Source organism: Brevibacillus sp. M2.1A (genome assembly GCF_013284355.2).
In the GTDB taxonomy this organism is placed as follows: Bacteria; Bacillota; Bacilli; order Brevibacillales; family Brevibacillaceae; genus Brevibacillus.
The window spans coordinates 4,409,086-4,426,073 of sequence record NZ_JABSUY020000001.1; the positions used below are offsets into that span (position 1 = coordinate 4,409,086).

General features: G+C 48.9%; 17 protein-coding genes. 2 read left to right on the top strand and 15 right to left on the bottom strand.

The window, feature by feature from the left end; all coding sequences use genetic code 11:
* Positions 1–3: 3 nt before the first annotated feature.
* Positions 4–810, bottom strand: a complete 807-nt coding sequence (locus tag HP567_RS21155) for a transporter substrate-binding domain-containing protein (RefSeq protein ID WP_173608124.1) — start codon at positions 808–810, stop codon at positions 4–6.
* Between the two features lie 244 nt (positions 811–1,054).
* Between HP567_RS21155 and HP567_RS21160 the strand changes: the two genes are divergently transcribed.
* A complete protein-coding gene (locus tag HP567_RS21160) occupies positions 1,055–2,188 on the top strand; it encodes a M20 family metallopeptidase (protein WP_173608125.1) in 1,134 nt (377 codons plus the stop codon).
* 128 nt (positions 2,189–2,316) lie between these two features.
* A complete protein-coding gene (locus tag HP567_RS21165) occupies positions 2,317–2,739 on the top strand; it encodes an RDD family protein (protein ID WP_173608126.1) in 423 nt (140 codons plus the stop codon).
* A 146-nt stretch (positions 2,740–2,885) separates the two neighbouring features.
* Here the strand turns inward: HP567_RS21165 and HP567_RS21170 are convergent, their stop codons facing one another.
* The 14 genes from HP567_RS21170 to remA form a co-directional block, all read right to left on the bottom strand.
* Positions 2,886–3,350 (bottom strand): protease complex subunit PrcB family protein, encoded by a 465-nt coding sequence (locus HP567_RS21170; RefSeq protein ID WP_173608127.1) that lies wholly within the window; start codon positions 3,348–3,350, stop codon positions 2,886–2,888.
* A 391-nt stretch (positions 3,351–3,741) separates the two neighbouring features.
* Positions 3,742–4,392, bottom strand: coding sequence for a ribulose-phosphate 3-epimerase (gene rpe / locus HP567_RS21175; protein WP_015891988.1), 651 nt, complete (start codon positions 4,390–4,392; stop codon positions 3,742–3,744).
* On the bottom strand, positions 4,386–5,276 hold the full coding sequence (rsgA, locus tag HP567_RS21180) for a ribosome small subunit-dependent GTPase A (protein ID WP_173608128.1): 891 nt from the start codon (positions 5,274–5,276) through the stop codon (positions 4,386–4,388). The genes rpe and rsgA overlap by 7 nt, the downstream gene beginning before the upstream one ends.
* An 18-nt stretch (positions 5,277–5,294) precedes the next feature.
* Complete coding sequence (gene pknB / locus HP567_RS21185; RefSeq protein WP_173608129.1) at positions 5,295–7,277, bottom strand: Stk1 family PASTA domain-containing Ser/Thr kinase; 1,983 nt, start codon at positions 7,275–7,277, stop codon at positions 5,295–5,297.
* 5 nt (positions 7,278–7,282) lie between these two features.
* Positions 7,283–8,038 (bottom strand): Stp1/IreP family PP2C-type Ser/Thr phosphatase, encoded by a 756-nt coding sequence (locus HP567_RS21190; protein WP_173608130.1) that lies wholly within the window; start codon positions 8,036–8,038, stop codon positions 7,283–7,285.
* 4 nt (positions 8,039–8,042) lie between these two features.
* Entirely contained in the window at positions 8,043–9,113 is a 1,071-nt protein-coding gene (rlmN, locus tag HP567_RS21195; RefSeq protein ID WP_173608131.1) for a 23S rRNA (adenine(2503)-C(2))-methyltransferase RlmN, read from the bottom strand.
* Between the two features lie 211 nt (positions 9,114–9,324).
* Complete coding sequence (gene rsmB, locus HP567_RS21200) at positions 9,325–10,671, bottom strand: 16S rRNA (cytosine(967)-C(5))-methyltransferase RsmB (RefSeq protein ID WP_173608132.1); 1,347 nt, start codon at positions 10,669–10,671, stop codon at positions 9,325–9,327.
* Between the two features lie 3 nt (positions 10,672–10,674).
* Positions 10,675–11,625, bottom strand: a complete 951-nt coding sequence (fmt, locus tag HP567_RS21205) for a methionyl-tRNA formyltransferase (protein ID WP_173608133.1) — start codon at positions 11,623–11,625, stop codon at positions 10,675–10,677.
* A 4-nt stretch (positions 11,626–11,629) separates the two neighbouring features.
* A complete protein-coding gene (def, locus tag HP567_RS21210) occupies positions 11,630–12,106 on the bottom strand; it encodes a peptide deformylase (protein ID WP_173608134.1) in 477 nt (158 codons plus the stop codon).
* A gap of 16 nt (positions 12,107–12,122) precedes the next feature.
* A complete protein-coding gene (priA, locus tag HP567_RS21215) occupies positions 12,123–14,558 on the bottom strand; it encodes a primosomal protein N' (protein WP_173608135.1) in 2,436 nt (811 codons plus the stop codon).
* Positions 14,555–15,802 (bottom strand): bifunctional phosphopantothenoylcysteine decarboxylase/phosphopantothenate--cysteine ligase CoaBC, encoded by a 1,248-nt coding sequence (gene coaBC / locus HP567_RS21220; protein ID WP_173608136.1) that lies wholly within the window; start codon positions 15,800–15,802, stop codon positions 14,555–14,557. Before coaBC ends, priA begins: the two co-directional genes overlap by 4 nt.
* A 75-nt stretch (positions 15,803–15,877) precedes the next feature.
* Complete coding sequence (rpoZ, locus tag HP567_RS21225) at positions 15,878–16,084, bottom strand: DNA-directed RNA polymerase subunit omega (RefSeq protein WP_106653312.1); 207 nt, start codon at positions 16,082–16,084, stop codon at positions 15,878–15,880.
* A 4-nt stretch (positions 16,085–16,088) separates the two neighbouring features.
* Entirely contained in the window at positions 16,089–16,709 is a 621-nt protein-coding gene (gene gmk / locus HP567_RS21230) for a guanylate kinase (protein ID WP_047068199.1), read from the bottom strand.
* 16 nt (positions 16,710–16,725) lie between these two features.
* Positions 16,726–16,986 (bottom strand): extracellular matrix/biofilm regulator RemA, encoded by a 261-nt coding sequence (remA, locus tag HP567_RS21235; RefSeq protein ID WP_015891999.1) that lies wholly within the window; start codon positions 16,984–16,986, stop codon positions 16,726–16,728.
* Between the last annotated feature and the right edge of the window lie 2 nt (positions 16,987–16,988).

The window sequence follows — 16,988 nt, forward strand, 5'->3', positions numbered from 1 at the left end:
AGATTATTGACCGAACCATTTTTGAATCAGCTTGTCCATTTCTCCGTTTTCTTGCATCTTTTTAATCACTTCATTAAATTTCTGTACGTGCGGCGATCCTTTTGGGAACGCAACAGCGGAGCCATTCTTTTCATTTTCTTCCATTGTGGTGAATTGCAGAGAGTCATTGTTTGCCACGAAGCCTTTCGCTACCGTGTCCTCAATAATGGCAGCATCTACGCGGCCCGCTTTTACTTCTTCGACGATCTCAGGCAGCTTGTTCAGTGAAGTGATCTGCAAGCCGGAAACAGTCTTTGCAAGTTCTTTTGCTGCCCCTTCCTGAATAGAGCCGAGCTGTACCGCCACTTTTTTGCCAGCCAATTGCTCAGGCTTGGTCAGATTGCTGTCTTTCTTTGCTACGATTGTATTTTTCGCATCGTAATAGATGGTAGAGAAATCAGCGTTCTTCTCGCGCTCAGGTGTTGCTGTCATGCCCGCCATAACGAAATCCGCGCGATTCGTTTGCAGCGCCGGAATAAGTCCGTCAAAGTTCATGTCGTTAATTTGCAGTTCGTAGCCGAGCTCTTTTGCAATGTATTTCGCGATATCAATGTCAAAGCCGACAATCTCGTCTTTTCCACTGCTCAGATCGTGATATTCATACGGCTTATAGTCCGCAGAAGTAGCCATGACCAATGTTTTCTTGTCTCCAGCAGAAGGTGCAGGTGCTTGTCCTGTTGCGGTTTGATTGCCTGTACCACATCCGGCGATTACCACTGCCGCAAGCATGGAAGTAAGTGCCAGAGAAATAAATGATTTTGTTTTCTTCATGATGAAACCCCCGTTGTTATGATTTTTACGCATAAAGCAGTCTATTCGTAGCATTAATTTGCATGAAAACTTATATTTATGCATCACAATGATTATTTTACTCATAATCTGAACAATTTCAATCATTTTTTACTTGTGTTTTAAACACGGAATATACAGAATTTTATGTACAAATCTTTATTTTTGTGGCAGAAAATCAAACAAGGCTTTATAGTGCTAGTAAAAGGATTTACAGGAGGCTGACATGGAGAAAAATTGGACGTCCTATTTTCGGCAGCAGCTCCCAGAAATTATTGAGGAACTGCGTACATATGTAGAGATGGAAACACCCACCCATAACAAGAAAGCTGTCGATCAATTAGGCAGCCTGATCGCAGAACGCTTTCGCCAATTGGGATGTCGGGTGGAGAGCTTGCCACAAGAGCAATACGGAAATCAGCTGCGCATGGAGTATGGAAATGGCGATGAACAAATCCTCATTCTCGGTCACTTCGATACCGTAAAAGAGATTGGAACATTAGCTGTTGAGCCTTGTCGCGAGGAAAATGGCCGACTCTATGGGCCTGGTACATACGACATGAAAGCAGGGATCGTTTTTAGCTATTTCGCCCTGCGTGCCATGATGGAACATAATCTTTCGCCCAAACATAAGCTCGTCTTTTTTTGGAACACCGATGAAGAGATCGGCAGTGTTTCCTCCGAAATGCTCATTCGAGAGGAAGCAAAAAGAAGTAAATATGCATTGGTACTGGAGCCCGCTGCTGGAGATGGCTCTTTGAAAACAAGCCGCAAAGGCGGCGGAGACTTCATTCTGAAAGTAACAGGCCGCGCTGCACACGCAGGCAATGATCACGCCAAGGGGATCAATGCGATTGCTGAGCTGGCTCACCACGTCCTCGCGATTCAATCGTTTACGAATTATGAAGCGGGCACAACCTTGTCTGTCGGCACCATTACAGGTGGAAGTGCATCAAATGTCGTGCCTGACTTTGCCATGACTGAAATTGATGTCCGTATCCAAAGTCGCGAGGAAAGCGAACGCATTACCCGATTGATGAATCAACTGACCCCTGTCCATCCGGAAGCCAAGCTGTTCGTGGAAGGCGGAATCACCAAACCTCCTATGGAACGAACCGCTGGTACCGAGCAACTGTTCTTGCACGCACAGGAACAAGCGCGTCTGGAAGGTTTTGAATTGACGGAGCAAGGTGTCGGTGGAACAAGCGATGGAAACTTCGCCGCTGATGCCGGAACACCAACACTTGACGGTTTGGGACCTGTTGGTGATGGAGCCCACGCTTCTCATGAGCATATCGTCATTGACGCTATTCCTGGCAGGATTGCCGTCATGCTTCGGATGTTTTTAACCTTGTCATAATAATTTTACAGGTGTATAATTTTATGGAAAATTAAGGCTCCGTCTACTTAACGACGGAGCCTTATCTGCACTATTTTTGAATGGGCAATCATATATATTCCTATTCGAATAACAAGGAGAGGGAAAACATGGAATCAATCACCACATCGCCAAGCAATCCCGTAGGATTTTGGCTCCGACTCGGTGCCGGTCTGCTAGATGCAATCATTGTCGGACTACCGCTACTACTGATCACCTATATCATTACAGGCAATACAGAAGACAATCTTGTTACCAATATTATCTCCTCGCTCTACAGCCTACTCGTACCTGTATTTTGGCATGGCTATACGGTGGGAAAAAGAATTGTCGGTATTCGCATCGCCCGAATCGATGGAGAGCCGGTAGGAGTCGGAACTATGCTGTTACGCAACTTGGTCGGAGGAATCGTGTACGTCATTACACTCGGTCTTGGTATCATCGTCAGCGCCATCATGATTGCTGTTCGCCAGGATAAACGCTCGATCCATGATTTGATCGCCGGTACGTATGTAACCTCGAATCAGCCTTAATTACCATTCATCATACATAAAAATAGCAACTCTGCGACGAGCCCCCTTGGAATCAAATCCAAAGGGGCATTTTTATTAGATTGGCGCCCACAACAGCATGTCCCGACTAGAAAAGACCGGATATAATCATCCGGCCTTTTTCACGTTTATTGGAACAGCACCTTATCAGTTTTTGCATCCATAAACACCATTGTTGTGTAAGGCGGTAGGCTTGCCCGTACTATGATATAAGGTGTGTGCACCGCTGGCATTGTAATATCTTCTGGAGCAGGATTTGTCAGCTCTACATATACCGTGAGCATTTCCCATCCTTGCTCTGTTCCAACAACCTTCAAACCATAGCCAGAGGTAGGCACTTCACCACGGGAGACTACATACAAGTCACCTTGGCGATGTACACCCTTCTTCGCCTTTACTTTCCCTACGAAAGCTCGTTCAGCCGCTGACAATGTACTTTCTTTTTCGATAGACAATTTTTTCGTTTGCACGTCTACTTGAGAAGCCGTGATCGACTCCGAATGTTTTTGTTCAGCATGCACGGCAGCTTGTGAAAATGGCAGAATGGAGAGAATGGTGAGAACCGCTACACTGTTTTTCCATAACGATTTCATACATGATCAACTCCTGATTTTTTTTAGAGGGCGAGAAACATTTCTTGATACTGGCCAGTATCTCTCAGATAGGAAATTTTTACCATCTATCTGGATAGTTTGATTTAATCATTATATTTATTAAAAAGCAATATTTTCCAAAATGTTTTATTTTTGTTAATTAACTTTTACCATATATACCCAAAAATCCTTGTTATAGCAAGAATAATTCAATTTTATTCAATTTGTAATACGAACGATAATTATACTTTTATTTTTATTATTAATTGATTTATCATATAATTAGTTATAATATTCAGATGATTACAAACCGATTATAAACAGAGGAAGGCACAAAAAAGCTGACGCCGATTGCATATCGTCGTCAGCTTACAGGAGCTAAGTGTTTTTCTTATTGTCCACGAATTGCAGCGATTGCTTGACCGCGATTTTCCTGATTGAATACGGCGCTTCCCGCAACGAGGACAGTGGCACCTGCTTCCTCGCACAAACGTGCTGTTTGTGCATTGACACCGCCATCGATTTCGATTTCCACATGCCCCAAGCCACGCTCGTTCAGCATTTGACGCAACTGGGCAACCTTTGGCACAACGCTGTGAATGAACTTTTGTCCACCAAAACCAGGGTTCACTGTCATAAGGAGAACCATATCTAAATCAGCGAGGACTGGCTCGATCGTGGAAATCGGTGTAGCCGGGTTCAATACCACTCCCGCTTTCACCCCTTGCTCCTTGATCAAGTACAGCGTGCGATGCAGATGACGGCATGCTTCCTGATGAACTGTAATCCAGTCTGCCCCACTTTTCGCGAATTGCGGAATGTAGCGATCTGGTTCCTCAATCATCAAGTGCACATCGAGAGGCAGCTTGGTCACTGGGCGAATCGCCTCCACAATCAGAGGACCGATCGTAATGTTTGGAACGAAGTGTCCATCCATCACATCCACGTGAATCCAGTCAGCTCCTCCCTTCTCGACATCGAGAATTTCTTCACCCAGACGGGCAAAATCAGCAGATAGGATAGAAGGTGCGATTTTTACCATGGTTTGTTCCTCCGTTGGTATTCTTTTAGCTCGTCGCGGAATTGTTTGTAGTGCTCGTAGCGCTGTTCGCTGATCTCTCCAGCCTCCAGCGCGGCCTGAACAGCACAAGCTGGCTCGCTTACGTGTAGACAGCCACGGAACTTGCATTCCGAGCTGCGATCGGCAAAGTCCCGGAAGGATTCCGCCAGGTCAAGCTCGGAGAAATCGATAAATTCCAGTGAACTGAAGCCCGGTGTGTCTGCCACATAGCCGCCGCCCGCAAGCGGAATCAGCTCGACATGACGCGTTGTATGCTTTCCACGTCCGAGCTTTTGGCTGACATCTCCTGTCTGCAGGCTGACACCCGGGAACAGCATGTTGATCAGAGAGGATTTGCCTACACCTGACTGACCGGCAAAAACCGAAATACGGTCCCGCAAAATCTCACGCACGTCCTCTACACCACGCTCATCGGCCGTGGAGGTCGGAATCACGCGGTACCCGATCGCTTCATACTTCTCCACGATTTCGGTTACCTCTTCTTCCGACACTTGATCGGCTTTGGATAAGACAATCACGGAATCAATCCCTGCATGCTCCGTGTGCGTCAGGAACTTGTCCAACAGCAACGGACTGAACGTCGGCTTGTACATCGAGAAGACAAGTACCGCCTGATCCACATTGGAAATGGGCGGACGAACCAACTCATTCGTCCGTTCGCCCACCTCCATGATATAGCCTTCTTCCTCATTGATCACATCGTAGACGACCCAATCCCCAACCAGTGGGTTTACTTTTGCGTCTTTTTTCTTGAAGAGCCCTCGTGCACGGCAACTGTAGATTCGCCCTTCGTCGGCTACATAATAGAAACCGCTGAGCGCTTTCACAATCCGTCCTTCTGGCATTCATGTCCCTCCACTACACTATGGCAAGCTGCTATAGGAAATCGAATACTTTTGTGCCTCCATAAAGTTGTTCATGTTCGGCCCTTTGACCAACAGCCTGATCAACGCATCTTTTTGAGGCGACACTACGTATTGCACGTTGTATTCTTTGCTTTCAGTAACCGTCTCAGTCTGCACAACCTTCGTACCGCTGGCATCCGTTACTTCAATTTGCACTTCCAATGTATCACCAGGCATCACATCGAGATAGACAGGTGAAGTCCCGGTCTTGGCGTCCTGCGGATATTGGCCATTGCTGACCTCAAGTGGAATCGCTACGTCCTTTTGCACATCCATTCCTGGATCGTATGGGTGAGTGCTGAGAACAATGCCTGGTTTGTCGGTTGTATAAGTAGGCACTTCGGTGATTTTCCCGACAGACAGCCCTTTTTTGAACAATTCTACTTGCGCAGCCTCTACGGATTTATTCCGGACATCCGGCATTTTCACGAAGGCTTTTCCTTTACTAATCGTGACCGTCACATTCGTTTTGATCGGGAACACCTTTTCATTGGCGGCTGGGGACTGCTTGATAACCGTTCCTACCTCGGCCTTGTCGTCCTCTTCCTCTACGAAAGTGACATTCTCCAGTTTAAAACCATTGCTTTTCAATGCTTCCTCTGCTGTTGCCCGCGGCAACGTAACCAGATTTGGCATGTTGATCTCTTGTTGTCCTTTGCTTACAAACAAGGTCACAACGGAATTTTCCTTTAATCGCATGGGAGGTGCAGGGTCCTGACGAATCACCATTCCCTTTTCTATCGTATCGTTGGCTTCCTCGACGATACGGGCAACAAGTTTGGCATCCTGAATCTTTTTCTCAGCGAGAGTCACTTCGATCCCTTCTACATGAGGGACCTGTGCCTCTGGTACTGACGGGAACAGATTCAACAGTAAGTTAAATCCGAAGAATGCCAGTACGAAAAACAGTCCGATACCGCCTACCCACAGCAGAGCCTTGACCCACCATTGTTTCTTTGCTGGTTTGACATCCTCTTCTTCTGTACGCTGCTCATAGCGGCTACGCCCCGCTCCTCCGGTTTTGCCATTGGTGTGGCCTTCGAGCATGTCAGGTGTGATGATCGGCACCACTCGCGTCATCTCTTCATCCACCGGGAACGTCAGCTTTTCTTCGTTTAATCGTTCCGGGAACAGGCAGGTCTCCAAATCTTCTAGCATTTCACTCGCGGATGCGTATCTGAGAAATGGATCCTTTACCAGCGCCTTCAAAATGACATTTTCCACACTCTGTGGGATAGCCGGATTGACCTGGCGCGGCTCTGGAAGCGGCTCCTGCAAATGCTTGAGCGCCACTGATATAGGCGAATCACCGGAAAACGGCAGTTCACCTGTCACCATTTCGTACAAGACGATCCCCAGTGAGTAAATATCAGATTTTTCCCCGGTAATCCCACCGCGTGCCTGCTCTGGCGAAAAATAATGGACAGAGCCAAGCATCGCATTCGTATGCGTAATCGTTGCGGAAGTAACGGCTCGCGCAATCCCGAAATCCGTAACCTTCACCCGACCATTTTTTCCAATCATAATGTTATGCGGCTTAATATCTCGATGAATGATCTGGTTTTGATGCGCATGATCAAGTGCATCGCAAATTTGCTCGGCGATCCGCACTGCCTCTTCTACCGGCAGCGCGCCACGTTGAATGATGACCTCTTTCAACGTATAGCCTTCTATGTACTCCATCACCATATAATGGGTATCGCCATCCTGACCGACATCATACACCCCAACCACATTGGGGTGAGATAAGCTCGCCACCGCCTGCGCTTCACGTCGGAAACGATTGACGAAATCTTCGTCCGTACCAAACTGTGAACGCAACACTTTGACTGCCACTGGACGATTCAAAATTAAATCTTTGGCCTTGTATACAATGGCCATACCGCCCCCACCGACGCGGGATTCTATTTGGTATCGTCCTCCCAGTCGTTGACCTTCCATCTCTCTCACCCCTCTTTCTGACCGGCATCAAGCGTATTTCGTACGGCAACCAGCGTTATGTTATCTTCCCCACCGGCATCCAGTGCTTCCTGCACCAAACCGTCCACCTTCGCTTGTAACGATATCTGTTTCTGCAAATTTTCTTCCAAGGAAGGATGACTGACTTTATTGCTCAATCCATCTGAGCAAATCAAGACGACATCACCCTCTGACCATTCAAACTGTCCAAGATCAATGAGCACATCCGGCTCTGTCCCGAGCGAACGCATGATAACGTTGCGGTGAGGGTGGACAGACGCCTCCTCGGCTGTAATCTGTCCACTTTTCACCAGCTCATTGACAAGAGAATGGTCTTCTGTTTTCATGACCAGTCCGTCTTGGTTGTAAAAATACAGACGGCTGTCGCCAATATGCGCGGTAATCACGGAGGATTGGTCAAACAAGGCAGCAACCACAGTTGTGCCCATGCCACTACACTCCGGATGTTCAGCCGCATATTCATAGACTTCTTTATTTGCAAGCAGGACGGCGTTCATCAACTGCTCACGCACATCCTCTGCTTCGAGGTCCCCATCTAGGTGACGCAGTTCTTTTACTATTCGCTCAACAGCTAGGCGACTGGCAATATCACCAGCCTGATGGCCACCCATACCATCTGCTACAATGGCGAGCACGCGTCCGTTTAAATCGGTCACACAGGCATAATAGTCCTCGTTAACCTGACGAACGCGGCCAACATGGGATTTCATCGCGATTTCCATGGCATTACCCCACGGTTTCTTTAGCGTGTTGTGCCCTCAATTGTCCGCAAGCAGCAGCAATGTCACTGCCTTGCTCGCGTCTGATGGTCACATTGATTCCTTTTTCCTCTAAGATGCGTTTGAACTGAAAAATCTCATTGCGTGGCGTGCGTACATAATCACGCTCTGGTACGTAGTTCACCGGGATCAGATTCACGTGGCAAAGCATGTCGCCAATGAGTTCAGCCAACTCCTCTGCATGCTCGGGCTGATCGTTTTTCCCGCCGAATAGACCGTACTCAAAACTGATGCGGCGCCCTGTCTTGTTAATGTAATGGTGGCATGCTTCCATCAGCTTAGCGAGCGGGAAGCCGCGGTTGATCGGCATTAGCTGGCTTCTCAACTCCGTGTTTGGAGCGTGCAGGGAAATCGCCAGGTTCACTTGTCCGCCTCGTTCAGCAAACTCGTAAATCTTCGGCACAATTCCACTGGTGGAAACTGTAATGTGACGAGCACCGATATTCAAGCCACGGTTATCGTTGATGACAGACAGGAACGCCATCAGGCTCTCGAAGTTCTCGAAAGGCTCCCCGATCCCCATGACAACAACGTGACTGACGCGCTCACCTTCCGCATCCAATCTGCGTTGTGCCGTCAATACTTGAGAGACGATTTCACCTGCATCCAGGTTACGTTTTAGTCCCCCTAATGTAGATGCACAAAACGTACATCCGATACGGCAGCCCACCTGCGTCGTAACACAGATGCTGTTTCCGTAGTTATGACGCATAATCACCGTCTCAATCGCATGCCCATCGACAAGCTGGAACAAAAACTTGATCGTTCCGTCCTGCGACTCTTGATGTGTGATTTCCTTGAGTGGCTCCATGCGGAATGTATCCGCCAGCTTTTGGCGCAGCTCCTTGGACAAATTGCTCATCTCTTCAAAAGAAGTGACGCGCTTTACATATAGCCAGTCAAAAATTTGTTGCGCACGAAATGCTTTGTCGCCGGCACTAACCAGCCATTCCTTCATTTCATCTTGCGTCAAACTGTAAATAAGCGGCTTTGCGCCAGTAAATGTCGTTAACGGCATTCTATCTCCACATCCTCAAAATCATTGCTTGCCTAAATCCATTCTATCATTGTACCTCGTGGGGCGTCTCGCTTCAAACGGTTTTGACATCCAGATTCATAAATGCGTCACTTTTCCTAGTGTAAACCAATCTAAGCGCTCGCAAACAAAGGCAAAGGAGTGGCATTTTCCACCTGTTGGTGCGCCACCCCTTGCTTGTACGTCCATTACCTTATCCTCTTCGTTTCAATCGCGCGATAAAAAATCCATCACTCTCGAAATGGTGAGGCAAAATTTGTACGCAGGCTCCGGTTTCATCGACATGCACTCTAACGGCCTCAGGCAGGTCTTGTGCCAGTGTATTATCGAATACGAAATCAGGGTGTTCTTCAACAAAGCGGCGAACAATCTCCTGATTTTCTGCTGGCTCAATTGTACATGTGCTGTAAACCATGACACCACCCTGAGCAAGCATCGGCGCCAATGTCTTGAGCAGTTCGTACTGTAGCTGAGCAATCGCACGGACATCTTCCGGCGTTTTGTTCCATTTCAGGTCAGGCTTGCGACGAATTACGCCAAATCCGGTGCATGGCGCATCCAGCAAGATTCGATCGAAAGTTCCCAACGCTTTTTCAGGTAGGTCCAGTGCATCACTAACAATTGGCTCGATGATCGTAATCCCGAGTCTTTTCGCTGCACCAGCAATCAGATCGCGTTTGTGCGGATGCACGTCACTCGCAATGATTTGCCCGCGGTTTTCCATCATTTCCGCTATGTGCGTTGTTTTTCCACCAGGTGCCGCGCAGGCATCTAATACACGCATGCCTGGTTGGGCTGCAAGAGCTGGTGCTACGAGCATAGAGCTCTCATCCTGAATCGTGAAGTAGCCTTCCTTGAATAAGCGTGAGCCTGCTGCATGTCCGCCTTCCATCAGAATCGCGTGAGGACTGACAGACGACGTTTGTCCTTCCAGCCCTTCTTCCGCCAGCTTGTCCAGCACTTGTTCCTTCGTCGTTTTCCATGCATTGACTCGGACTGAGCTATGCGGCGTTCTGTTGTTCGCTTCGCAAATCGCAATCGTCGTCTCTTCGCCATATACGGCGAGCCACTGACGCACAAGCCATTCTGGATGAGAATAGGCTACAGCGATTTGCAGGGCACGACCGCCTTTTGGCTGACGCTCCCACACATCCGGCTGGCGCAGCACATTGCGCAAAACACCGTTGACCATCGAAGCAATCCCTTGATGACCGCGTTTCTTGGCGATTTCAACTGCTTGGTGTACGGCAGCGCGTTCAGGAATACGGTCCAAAAAACGAATTTGATACAAGCTGAGACGCAGTAAATTGCGGACCCAGGTTTGGACCTTTTTATTCCCGACAAAATGGGACAGGACATGATCCAGCGTCATTTTTCGCTGAATGGTACCGTAAACAAGCTCTGTCACCAGCCCTGCATCTGCTGCACTGAGATTTTCCCGATCAAGGACATTGCGCAGTTCAAGATTGCTGTAGGATTTATGTTCTTCTACCCTATTCAAAACGTCGAGGGCGATATCGCGAGCTCCCTTTTTTGCCACGGACTATTCTCCTACCTTTGTGCCGATTTCAATGCTGCTGCCCGCTCCACGCAAAAAGTCGAGAGCACTCATACGTTTTTTGCCTTCTGGCTGCAATTCGGTTATTTTCACTGCACCACTACCGCAAGTGACAACAATACCGTCTTCCTCGCGAGCGATGATCGTTCCCGGCTCTTTGCCATCGCCGGACACAGGCATTTTTTCTACCCACCACAACTTCCAAATCTTGCCCTCGCATGTTGTAAATGCGACAGGCCACGGATTCAAGCCACGGACTTGGTTGTAAATCTGTTCCGCAGAACGGCTCCAGTCAATTTTCTCGTCTGTACGCTTGATATTCGGGGCAAAAGTCGCTGCTGAATGATCCTGTTGCTCTGCTACAAGCTCTCCAGCCAGCAGGGGCGGAACGGTAGCAATCAACAGCTCAGAGCCTGCCGCAGCCAATTTGTCATGCAAGGTCCCCACGGTATCGCGCTCCTCAATCGGCACGACTACCTTGGACAGCATATCCCCTGCATCGAGAGCTTCGACCATGTACATGATGGTCACGCCTGTTTCCGCTTCTCCCTCGACAATCGATTTATGAATCGGGGCACCCCCGCGATATTTCGGCAAAAGAGAGGCGTGTACATTGATGCAGCCATATTTCGGGGCATCGAGCAGTTTTTTAGGCAAAATCTGCCCGTACGCCGCTGTAATGATCAGATCGGGCTCGAGGGCCAACACTTCTTCAAGTGCATCCTCAGCCTTGATTTTTTCCGGTTGCAATACCAAAAGTCCATGACGCAAAGCCGCCTCCTTCACGGGGGGCGGCGTCAATACTTGCTTGCGTCCAACGGGACGATCGGGTTGTGTTACGACTCCAATCACGTTGTAGCCTGCTTCGAGTACTGCCGTAAGACTCGATACAGCAAAGTCAGGCGTACCCATAAACAGGATGCGAGCATCTTTCAAATGGTTATTCCCCTTCCTGGTTCGGGTTTACTTTGTACACCTTGTCAGCTACATCGATAAAGAGGACGCCGTTTAAATGATCGATCTCGTGTTGAGCGCAACGTGACAACAGGTCGTCTGCCTCGAGCTCAACCACATTCCCGTTACGATCATGACCGCGCAGCTTGATCCACTTGTGGCGACGAACGTCTCCTTGCAGGCCAGGAATACTGAGGCAGCCTTCTGGATAATCGTATTGCTCCCCTTCATGCTCAATGATTTCCGGATTGATCATTTCAATCAGTCCATCACCGCAATCCATCACGATGACACGCTTGGAGATGCCCACCTGTGGAGCAGCCAAGCCTACACCGTCAGCATCGTACATCGTGTCTGCCATATCATCAAGCAGCTTGTGCAAATTGGCATTAAATTTGGTTACGACCATTGCTTTTTCACGCAAAATCGGATCTGGATGTTTTACAATTGTGCGAATCGCCATGTGTTTCATATCCTCCCTAAAGCAGTACGTAAGGGTCGACGTCAATCGTCATCAATACTTTCTGCTGTTTGTTCCATTCTTCAAACGCAGCCGTCGCCTGAGCGAGCAGGTCCGACAGTTGCGGTTCATCACGATATTTTAGCATGATCTGAAAACGAAATCTATCCTTCACCCTTGCAATGGGCGAAGCCACAGGGCCCAAGAGAATCGTCGTCTGTGCCAAACGCTGTCGCAAATAGTCAGCCATCGTATGCGCACCGCGGATCACAACAGGTACCTCTTCGTGGCTAAACGTAATTAAAACGAGACGGAAATACGGCGGGTAGCCTGTTCGTCTGCGCTGCATCATTTCATCCTGATAAAATGCGGGATAATCATGCTTGGTCGCATGAACAATGCTGTAGTGCTCCGGCGTATACGTCTGAATCACGACATCTCCGTCCAGCTCATGCCGTCCTGCACGTCCACCTACCTGCGTCAAAAGCTGAAATGTCTTCTCCGCTGCACGGAAGTCAGGCAGATGCAAGGATGTATCCGCTGCAATGATGCCCGCCAGCGTCACTCGTGGAAAATCAAGCCCCTTGGCAATCATCTGCGTACCGAGCAAAACGTCGCCTTGACCCGAACGAAATTTGTTTAGCAGCTCTTCGTGAGAGCCTTTTCGCGAGGTCGTGTCCACGTCCATTCGGATGACCCGGATTCCGGGGAATAGTTTTGCCAGCTCCGCTTCCACCTTTTGCGTTCCGGTACCAAAAAAGCGTATATGCTCACTTTGACACTCTGGACAATGCTTGGGCTGTGCGATGGTGTATCCACAGTAATGACAGCGTGCTGTATGATTCGTTTTATGATAAGTAAGCGAGATGTCGCAATGAATGCAGCGCATCGTATAGCCGCAGGAGCGGCACATGACAAAGGTAGAAAAACCTCTTCGGTTAAGGAAAATGACCATCTGTTCTTCTTTTGCCAGTCGGTCTGCAATCATCTCATGCAGCTTCCGGCTGAACATCGAGCGATTCTGGGCCTGAAGCTCCTCGCGCATATCCACAACATGAACCTCTGGCATCGGGCGATTCCCGACACGCTCCGGCATGCGCAACAGCTCGTATCGCCCACGTGTGGCCAATGCATACGTCTCCAAAGCAGGAGTGGCGCTTCCCATGACGAGGACACCCTGATTCTCTTTCGCTCGCCACAGGGCTACTTCCCGCGCATGATAACGCGGCGTCTCTTCTTGCTTATACGAGCTCTCATGCTCTTCATCGATCACTATCAACCCAACATTCCGAAACGGAGCAAAGATGGCAGAGCGTGCCCCTACCACCACTTTGACCTGATTGCGGATGATCTTGCGCCACTCGTCATAGCGCTCTCCTTGTGACAACGCACTGTGCAAAACAGCTACGTCTGCGCCAAAACGAGCTTTGAAGCGCTCTACCATTTGCGGAGTCAGTGAAATTTCCGGAACGAGAAAGATCGCCTCGCGCCCTTTTTCCAAAGCGCGTTCGATTGCTTCGAGATACACTTCGGTCTTACCGCTTCCGGTAACGCCGTGCAGCAAGTAAGAAGCATACGTTCCCGACTCAATCGATTGCAAGATAGGGGTCAGTGCCGCTTCCTGTAAGGGAGTAAAGACGGGTTTCTGCTTGTCCTGGAATCGTCGATTGGCGTACGGGTCCCGGTAAACTTCCACTTGCTCGATCGTGATCCAGCCTTTTGATTCCAGACTTTTTAGCGGGGAGCGCGTAATTCCGTATTCATCCCGCAGCATTTGTACAGATAAGGACTGCTCCTTGTGCATAAGCATCAGTTGAAGGACACGGCGCATCTGCTCTGCCCGTGCTGGCAACGAACCAATCGCTTCTTCCAGCTTACCTTCATCCAATAAGCTTCGGACAAATGATTGCTGCTTGCGGGTAATTCTGTCTCTTACCTGATACTCCGTTGCAAGCAAACCACTCTGTATCCAACCCGGAACAAGCAAATACTCCTCCGCAAATTGCTTCTCCACTTCTGAGAGCGGAATTTGCCGTTTGCGAAACAATTCCCACAGAAGCCCGGATCTCCCGCATGCTTCTTCGTCTAATGCGTCTGTCGCCGTCAGCCACTTCTCCGACTTCCCTTTGAGCACAGCAGGGAGCATCGCCTGTACAGCCGTTACCCACGGACACAAGTATTGCTTGGACATCCATTCGCTCATTTTTAGCAGTTCTGGCGTTAGAGGAGGAGTATCGTCTTGTACCTGCACGACATCTTTTAGTCGCGAACGGTCTGGTATAGCTTCATCATCCTCTACGATCCCGATGACATAGCCTTGCAGTTGACGGGGGCCAAACGGCACAACCACACGACTGCCAATGCGAATCAGTGGACGCAACCAAGGCGGAACATGGTAATCAAAAGGTCGATTCGTCCGATTGACCGGAACGTCCACGATAATTTGGGCAATCATGACAGGTCTCGGAGCGGTCTATGCTCTTGCACGGCAAGGACAGCATCAAACAGCTTGTCTGCCACAGCCCGCTTGCTCAATTTATCCAACGCCAGTTGCTCTCCGCCACGGGTTAGCAAGGTCACGATATTCGTATCGCTCCCCATGCCTGCTCCCTCCAGCAATACATTATTGGCTACAATCATATCGAGATTTTTTCGCTCCAGCTTGGACTGGGCATGCTGTAACACATTTTGGGTCTCTGCTGCAAAGCCTACGACGAATTGCTTCGTTTTCCGCTCACCAACCGTTTTTAAAATATCGGGTGCTTTCTCTAGCACAAGGTCGAGTGGACCGTCACCTTTTTTCATCTTATGTTCAGCTACATGCTTTGGTCGATAATCGGAAACGGCTGCTGATTTGACGACGATGTCACAGTGCGGCAATTGCTCCATGACGGCATCAAACATTTCTTGTACCGATTCCACCGCGATGAATTCTACTCCATCAGGACGTGCCAAGGTAGTCGGCCCACTAATCAGTGTGACCTTTGCCCCTCTGTCTCGTGCCGCTTCCGCAATGGCGTAGCCCATTTTTCCTGAAGCATGATTGGTTATGTAACGAACGGGATCAATTTTTTCACGAGTCGGTCCCGCTGTGATCAGTACGTGCTTGCCCTGCAAATCCTTTTCTCGGATCGTTTGTCTGGTCTCATCGGAAGCAAACCATTGACGCACAGCTTCGACGATTTCCTCCGGCTCCGCCAAACGTCCTTTGCCAATCCAGCCACATGCCAATAGCCCGACACCCGGTTCAACAAACCGATAACCATAGGCGGTAAGCTTATCCATATTGGCGATAACCGCCGGGTGATTGTACATATTGACGTTCATGGCAGGCGCGACCATGACAGGAGCTTTCGTAGCCAGTACAGTCGTCGTCAGCATATCATCCGCAATGCCATTCGCCATCTTGCCGATCACGTTGGCTGTTGCTGGCGCGATCAATACGAGATCAGCTCGATCAGCCAGTTCAATATGGCTAATCACATGCGGGTCTGGCTCCGTAAATGTGTCTGTATAAACAGGCAGGTGAGACAAGGCTTGAAACGTCAAAGGCTGAATAAACTGTAAGGCGCCCTCTGTCAAAATGACATGTACCAATGCACCTGCCTGTGTCAGCTTGCTGGTCAGTGCAGCAGCCTTGTAAGCAGCGATGCCGCCAGATACCCCAAGAACAATACGTTTTCCTGCAAGCGAATGCATCTGCACTCTCTCCCTTCTCCCCTAACCGAAATCCGAAAAAAACAACCTCGTGAGGTTGTTTTTAAAGGTGACTGCTTATTTGCGACCGTCCAAAAACTCATGAACGAGCTCGTCGGAGATGAACTCTTCCAGTGCCAAACCTACAAACTTTTTGGATTTTGGTCTCACCACTTGAATTTCGCTGTTTTCGCGAAGCTGACGCGCACGCTTGGATGCGACTGTCACCAGGATGTACTTGCTCTCCGCTTTTTGGGTCAATTCGTCAATAGATGGATACAACATAATTCTATTCAACCTCCTGTAACCATTTACGATATTTGTGAACCTGACGATCTTTTTTCAGATGTTCCGCTGTAATAATTGCTTGGATTCGATCGCAAGCCGATTCGATGACATCATTTACGACAACATAATCGTAGTGGTCCATGAGCTCGATTTCAGCACGCGCTACTTCCATGCGCTTGCGAATGATCTCTTGCGATTCTGTCCCGCGTCCCACAATCCGGTTTTCCAGTTCGTTTAAATCAGGCGGAGCCAGGAACAGGAATGTACCTTGCGGGAAGCGCTCTTTTACTTGAAGAGCACCCTGAACTTCAATCTCAAGAATGACATCGCGACCCTCATTGAGCATATCGTCCACGAACTGACGAGGGGTTCCGTAGTAATTTCCTACGTATTCTGCCCATTCCAGGAGAGCATCTTCTTCAATCATCTGCTTGAACTCTTCCTGGCTTTTAAAAAAGTAATTAACCCCTTCTACCTCTCCAGGACGAGGCTGGCGTGTGGTAGCAGAAACCGAATACACCAGATCAGGCATCACTTCACGAAGTGCCTTGCATACTGTTCCTTTTCCCACACCAGCTGGTCCGGAAAGAACCAAAAGGAGACCACGATCAACCATACTCATTGTTTACACTCCTACTTTATTCGTCCGATTCGTCATCCTTCGTAGTCAAGCGCTGCGCCACTGTTTCTGGCTGTACCGCTGACAAAATCACGTGATCGCTGTCTGTAATAATGACCGCACGTGTACGTCTCCCATAGGTAGCGTCCACTAGCATGTTGCGATCGCGCGCTTCCTGGATGATCCGTTTGATAGGAGCGGACTCCGGACTTACAATTGAAATAATGCGGTTGGCATTGACGATGTTGCCAAAACCGATATTGATTAGCTTGATTGCCATGA

Bases quoted from the DNA above. Each gene is read 5' to 3' on its own strand.
- HP567_RS21155 (WP_173608124.1), bottom strand. From the start codon at position 810: ATGAAGAAAACAAAATCATTTATTTCTCTGGCACTTACTTCCATGCTT.
- HP567_RS21160 (WP_173608125.1), top strand. From the start codon at position 1,055: ATGGAGAAAAATTGGACGTCCTATTTTCGGCAGCAGCTCCCAGAAATT.
- HP567_RS21165 (WP_173608126.1), top strand. From the start codon at position 2,317: ATGGAATCAATCACCACATCGCCAAGCAATCCCGTAGGATTTTGGCTC.
- HP567_RS21170 (WP_173608127.1), bottom strand. From the start codon at position 3,350: ATGAAATCGTTATGGAAAAACAGTGTAGCGGTTCTCACCATTCTCTCC.
- rpe (WP_015891988.1), bottom strand. From the start codon at position 4,392: ATGGTAAAAATCGCACCTTCTATCCTATCTGCTGATTTTGCCCGTCTG.
- rsgA (WP_173608128.1), bottom strand. From the start codon at position 5,276: ATGCCAGAAGGACGGATTGTGAAAGCGCTCAGCGGTTTCTATTATGTA.
- pknB (WP_173608129.1), bottom strand. From the start codon at position 7,277: ATGGAAGGTCAACGACTGGGAGGACGATACCAAATAGAATCCCGCGTC.
- HP567_RS21190 (WP_173608130.1), bottom strand. From the start codon at position 8,038: ATGGAAATCGCGATGAAATCCCATGTTGGCCGCGTTCGTCAGGTTAAC.
- rlmN (WP_173608131.1), bottom strand. From the start codon at position 9,113: ATGCCGTTAACGACATTTACTGGCGCAAAGCCGCTTATTTACAGTTTG.
- def (WP_173608134.1), bottom strand. From the start codon at position 12,106: ATGGCGATTCGCACAATTGTAAAACATCCAGATCCGATTTTGCGTGAA.
- priA (WP_173608135.1), bottom strand. From the start codon at position 14,558: ATGATTGCCCAAATTATCGTGGACGTTCCGGTCAATCGGACGAATCGA.
- coaBC (WP_173608136.1), bottom strand. From the start codon at position 15,802: ATGCATTCGCTTGCAGGAAAACGTATTGTTCTTGGGGTATCTGGCGGC.
- rpoZ (WP_106653312.1), bottom strand. From the start codon at position 16,084: ATGTTGTATCCATCTATTGACGAATTGACCCAAAAAGCGGAGAGCAAG.
- gmk (WP_047068199.1), bottom strand. From the start codon at position 16,709: ATGAGTATGGTTGATCGTGGTCTCCTTTTGGTTCTTTCCGGACCAGCT.
- remA (WP_015891999.1), bottom strand. From the start codon at position 16,986: ATGGCAATCAAGCTAATCAATATCGGTTTTGGCAACATCGTCAATGCC.